8 protein-coding genes, 1 tRNA gene and 1 riboswitch are annotated in these 4,899 nt (G+C 42.7%); of the genes, 6 read left to right on the top strand and 3 right to left on the bottom strand.

Going from position 1 to position 4,899, the window contains the following annotated elements; translation table 11 throughout:
• Window position 1 precedes the first annotated feature (1 nt).
• Both GRP75_RS19330 and GRP75_RS19325 read left to right on the top strand, forming a co-directional pair.
• On the top strand, window positions 2–343 hold the full coding sequence (locus tag GRP75_RS19330; protein ID WP_337194248.1) for a helix-turn-helix domain-containing protein: 342 nt from the start codon (window positions 2–4) through the stop codon (window positions 341–343).
• 93 nt (window positions 344–436) lie between these two features.
• On the top strand, window positions 437–820 hold the full coding sequence (locus tag GRP75_RS19325) for a helix-turn-helix domain-containing protein (RefSeq protein ID WP_013309253.1): 384 nt from the start codon (window positions 437–439) through the stop codon (window positions 818–820).
• Between the two features lie 96 nt (window positions 821–916).
• Here the strand turns inward: GRP75_RS19325 and GRP75_RS19320 are convergent, their stop codons facing one another.
• Both GRP75_RS19320 and GRP75_RS19315 read right to left on the bottom strand, forming a co-directional pair.
• Entirely contained in the window at window positions 917–1,165 is a 249-nt protein-coding gene (locus GRP75_RS19320; RefSeq protein WP_013309254.1) for a hypothetical protein, read from the bottom strand.
• A 296-nt stretch (window positions 1,166–1,461) separates the two neighbouring features.
• On the bottom strand, window positions 1,462–2,199 hold the full coding sequence (locus tag GRP75_RS19315; RefSeq protein WP_028543043.1) for an urease accessory protein UreF: 738 nt from the start codon (window positions 2,197–2,199) through the stop codon (window positions 1,462–1,464).
• A 263-nt stretch (window positions 2,200–2,462) separates the two neighbouring features.
• Here GRP75_RS19315 and GRP75_RS19310 point away from each other — a divergent pair.
• A tRNA-Leu gene (locus tag GRP75_RS19310) sits at window positions 2,463–2,545 on the top strand.
• 158 nt (window positions 2,546–2,703) lie between these two features.
• Here GRP75_RS19310 and GRP75_RS19305 read toward each other — a convergent pair.
• A complete protein-coding gene (locus GRP75_RS19305) occupies window positions 2,704–3,189 on the bottom strand; it encodes a glutathione peroxidase (protein WP_023987602.1) in 486 nt (161 codons plus the stop codon).
• A gap of 466 nt (window positions 3,190–3,655) precedes the next feature.
• Window positions 3,656–3,828: riboswitch (cyclic di-AMP (ydaO/yuaA leader) on the top strand.
• 115 nt (window positions 3,829–3,943) lie between these two features.
• Between GRP75_RS19305 and GRP75_RS19300 the strand changes: the two genes are divergently transcribed.
• From GRP75_RS19300 to GRP75_RS19290, 3 genes are all read left to right on the top strand, one after another.
• Window positions 3,944–4,339: a hypothetical protein gene (locus GRP75_RS19300; protein ID WP_023987603.1), complete on the top strand. Its 396-nt coding sequence runs from the start codon at window positions 3,944–3,946 to the stop codon at window positions 4,337–4,339.
• A 183-nt stretch (window positions 4,340–4,522) separates the two neighbouring features.
• Window positions 4,523–4,600 carry a potassium-transporting ATPase subunit F gene (locus GRP75_RS30675; protein ID WP_071559652.1) on the top strand — a complete coding sequence of 26 codons (78 nt, stop codon included), beginning with the start codon at window positions 4,523–4,525 and terminating at the stop codon, window positions 4,598–4,600.
• A 151-nt stretch (window positions 4,601–4,751) separates the two neighbouring features.
• On the top strand, window positions 4,752–4,899 hold a 148-nt coding region (locus tag GRP75_RS19290), incomplete at its 3' end, for a potassium-transporting ATPase subunit KdpA (protein WP_160790091.1).

The raw sequence follows: 4,899 nt of genomic DNA, 5'->3' as shown, positions 1-4,899 counted from the left end.
CATCAAGGAACGGGGAATGACGAAAAAGGCGTTCTGCCAGCAGTTAGGCATTAGTACAGGGAACTTCGGGGATTGGAAAAGAGGAAAAACGACGCCGGGCACGAATAAACTCATTGAAATTGCTTCGTTTTTTGATGCCAGTCTGGATTGGATCATGCTGGGTCGAGATGTACAGGGTGAGGTGCTAAAGGAGTCGCAAGACCCTTATTTTTTTGGCGCTTCAGGGCAACTGAATTGCCAGGGGGAACCGCTTAGTGAGGCGGAAAGAAATTTTATACTTGAGTATATTGAATTTACCCGCTTTCGTAAAGAGAAAAACCAGCGTAATTCTACTATGGGGTAATGGTTGCTTAGGATTTCATGAGGATTACTAATGAGTAAGGCTGAAAAATGAAAATTATTTCAGAAAAAGTTACTGTGTCGGAGGGGAAACATTTTGGGAGATCAAACTATTTATCAGCGGATTGAAGCTTTGATTAAGGATCGCGGAATGACCAAGAAGGCATTTTGTGAAAAACTTAAAATCAGTTCAGGGAATCTCGGTGATTGGAGAAGGGGTAAAACAACGCCGGGTACCACCCATTTGATTCAGATTTCGGACTTTTTTAATGTATCGCTCGATTGGTTAATGAAAGGGATTAAGCCAGGAGAAGGCGTACTTCAGGAGCAGAAGGCTGCTTATTTTTTTGGAGTGATGGGGCCACTGAATTGCCAGGCAGAAGATCTTGAGACGGAAGAACAGAATTTTATTTTAGAATATGTTGAATTTGCGAAATACCGTAAGCAAAAAAGTGAGAAGGATAAAACAAAGCCGGAATAATTTTTTGGCTAAAGATCGTCTGGGTTGAAGACCCGTAAACGAACGAGTGGGGTTCGCTTTACGGGTCTATTTGGTTTCTTGGTGATATGGAATGACCTATATGTAACTGGAATGCTTGTTAGGTTTAGAGTGCGGTGCCTCCTTATAATCGTTATCGTCGATGTTCAGAATTGCAGCAACTTGTTTTCTGTACCTTTGTGCTTTGCGGGTGCCGTGAATCAGATTGGACAAGCGTGAAGGCGGAATATTGTGTGTCTCACAAAATGTTTTCTGATCCAGTCGAAGTTCGACAAGCCGTTGTTTGATGGCCCACCCGAAGGAGGTGACAGGCATTTTGTTATTCAAGAGAAATCGCCCCTTACGGATTCTTGCGGAATAATTGGTGTGTTATAATAATCATCAGTAAACATGTTAGAATTAACCATCTGACACTATGATACACTTTTATACGTGTTTTTACAATCGTAAATGCGTCATTTTGTTGAATTAATTACTTAATTAAGTGCTAGGTGGTTCTGATAATCCGTCTAGAGTCTGCTAATGGTGTGAATTGCGATTATATGTGGATAAAAAACACTCTGCCACCTGAGGAAAGGGACAGAGTGTTTTTCGTGTTGTGACCACATTGGCGAAGCTACGCATCAGGGGGATGCTGGAAGGCGTTTGAATAGACCTGAGGAGGAAAACAGTCTAGGTTCATCCAATTGGTTATTATGGCTCATATAAAGAGGTAGAGTGATGTAGGAGCTGGACCAATGTCTGTGAAGAAAGCGACGCTGAGATGCAGTTGGCTCAGGTTGGTTAAGCTTCTTCCAGGCAGAGAGGAGCTCGCTTGTCATACGCTCCATAAGAGGGTTCTTTTCCTCATAAGGAGGATTGAGTAGCTTGAAGGCATCTTCCACACAGAAGGACACCGCTGCGCTAAGATAGCCGTGAACGGTCTGTTCTACATCGTTTCCGAGGAGGAAGTTAATCCAGGTGTGAACGGTAGCGAGTGTGCCAATCGCATTGTATTGAATGAGTATGGATTCCAACTGGTCAAATTCAAGCCAAGGATAAAGAGCCTTAGCGAGCTTGAGCAGACGCTGACCGGATAGACGAAACTCCTTCACATGCTGCCAGGAGGGACGTTGGGTATGCAGCATCTTATCAATGAGGGCGATCCGCCAACTGTCATTCTGCTGGATGGCGACATACAGACTTTTGATAGCCATGCCGTCAACGGTTGTAAATTGAGGATACAAATCATCCAGCATGTAATGTTCCAGGTCTTGTAGACTGTTCAAATGTCCGTTACGCGATAGTTTCTCCAGTCCGTTAAAACGGGTGAAGCCACCAACAGGTAGGGAAGGGTCCAACAATAATGCATAGTTCAGCAAGCGGTTGCCTTTATACAAGGTGGTTCGCCTCCTCGAAGTGAATCCTTATGTTATGTTATTTTACTTTTTACTTGGGGATAACGAAAAATATTCGAAATATATGTAATATATATTTACATTTAAATAGCTTTTGTGTCAAATTAAATATTCTTATCGCTCATATATGTTAGTTAAAATAACGTATAAAATAATTATTATATTTTTGTTTACAAATAGTTGATGAGAGAGTATAATAAATCTGTTGCCTCATTACATTATGATTTGCGGTCGTGGTGGAATGGCAGACACGCTATCTTGAGGGGGTAGTGGGCGTACGCCCGTGGAGGTTCGAGTCCTCTCGACCGCATTATATGCAAGACTCAGTTAAAAAAGCATCCTGACACGGTTTACGTGAAGGGATGCTTTTTTTGTTAAGCATTTTTCGTTAAGCATTTTTCGTTATATCCTTTAGCCACAGAAGCAACGGTAGACAATAGGTCGTTTATTAACTGATAAAGAAGGATGTCAGTTTTGCTGCAAAAGCTTCTCTATATCTCCCGCCAGCTTATCTGGAGTGGTTTGCGGTGCATAGCGCTTAAATACGTTACCTTCTCGTGTAATTAAGAATTTAGTAAAATTCCATTTGATCGCTTTGGACCCTAATACCCCCGGAGCAGTTTGGGTCAGGTAACGAAATAAGGGGTGCGCTTGATCGCCATTGACATCTGTCTTGGCGAACATCGGAAAGGTAACACCATAATTGATCTGGCAAAACTCGGAAATCTCCTCGCTGGAACCTGGCTCTTGTTTGGCAAATTGGTTGCTGGGAAATCCCAAAATTTCGAGCCCCTGTTCATGGTACTGGTCATATAGCTCTTGTAGCGCTTTGTATTGGGGGGTTAACCCACATTTGCTGGCAGTGTTCACGATAAGCAGAACGTTCCCTTCATATGTGGATAACGGAATTTGTTTCCCTTGCAGGGTGTGCGCATCATATTCATAAACGGTCATAGTATCTCTCCTTATTCAATATTCAGCAATTAAATTGTAAGCAATTAAAAGCAAGGTTGCAAGTCTGGAAAAGCTGTATCAAGCCTTTAGCCGCTGTAAAATCGTATTTTGTTCAAAACAGTAAATCGCACCGCAAATGGAGCGAATTAAGGTGTTTCTTCTTATAAAAGCGGGTTCAATCGGTGTTTAGCTGGTACATATAGCGTATTTTCTTCTCTTTTTACAAAAAAAGGCCAAAAACGCTCTACCCTACGCCAATATTGACATGCTTGTCATTTTCGAAAAGGGATGAAAAACAGAGATTGAAGGAGCTGTGAGAAGCATAGTTGCATTGTAAGCGCTATTATTAATATTCTAGGCTCTAAAGGCCGATTTATAACCCCGCAGTTGAGCTTTACAGTCTTCCATGCGCGGGTGTATGATTCAAGACGTAATTTCAAATTAACTTGAATGAAGCAACAACGAAATGTCTATAGCGCTGAATTTTGCAGTTGCAAAAGCGGGGGAACCAATCGAGATTGTACGGCTTCGGAAGCCGTGTGTCTCATGGGGTGAATTTTCAGGTCAAGTGCCAGAAATAGGGCGACTCTCACGTCCGAATCCGACAGCTAACCTCGTAAGCGTACAGGGAGAGGCAACAAACCGCCGTGTGCAGCCATGGTTTATTTTATCATGGATATGTAAGAAGCCGGAGGAAAGCCTTTTTCCTTCGGCTTCTTTTTGTTGTCTTTTTATACCGGGAGAGGAGCTACTGATGGAAGGTCGGTTAATTATTGTCACTGCACCGAATGAAGCGGGCAGAAGTTTTGTGAAATTGCTTATTTTCAAAAAATTGGCGTTTGCAGTTCTCACGAATAGCGCCCAGGAGGAACGACAGCTCAAAAAAATGGGTGTGGAGCACATTGTCCGCATCAATACCATGCAAGCGGGAAAATGGAATTTTCCAAAAAAAGAAATTGGTAGTGTGTATTTGTTCGAGAACAGCTTGAATCTGACGTGCCGTTTCCTGCAAATATGTCGGCCGCTAACATCGGAATCGATCTATGTTATTACGCACGGCTGTAATCCACAAGGAATTTATCGGGGATTGGGAGCGGATCATGTGATCTACACATTGAACGGAGAGGTGGGTTTTCTGCTGAACGGATAAGCACTTATAACATAGTTGTTTTATGATTTTATGATCAAATAAGAATGGCGATCTGAGGACCGATACGGAGGGTATAAACATGATGGATATATACATGCTGCTCGTCATGGCTGTGAGTTATGGAGTGATACTGCTGTTTGTACGCTGGTGTGATGCGCAGACCTCTAAAGGAGGACGAAGAGGATGATCGTTATACTTGGGCTTACGGCTATTGTGTTTATGTATTTAATCTACGCACTCCTGAACCCTGAAAAGTTCTAGTCAGCTATAGGGGATAGAGCGGGCGGGAACAACAGATCTGAATATTAAGCATCATAGGTAGCGGGTTTTCGCAAACGTGTGCACACAATTGGTGCTCTGGAAGCAGGTCTGTTGTTCCAAACGCAGGAGCATTTTGAAGGAGGAATAAAGGATGGAGCTGCTTCAAATTGGAATTGTGATCGTCATATTGCTGCTCTTGGTAAAGCCAGTGGGCACCTATATGTATCATGTATTCTCGAATGAACCCAATCGGACGGATCGGATTTTTGGCGGAACAGAAAAGCTGATTTATAAGATAG

Origin of the sequence: Paenibacillus sp. OT2-17, from assembly GCF_009827695.1 — a bacterium.
Lineage (GTDB): Bacteria > Bacillota > Bacilli > Paenibacillales > Paenibacillaceae > Paenibacillus > Paenibacillus polymyxa_B.
Note: the sequence above shows the minus strand (reverse complement) of the source record. Positions and strands in the feature narration are given on the sequence as shown.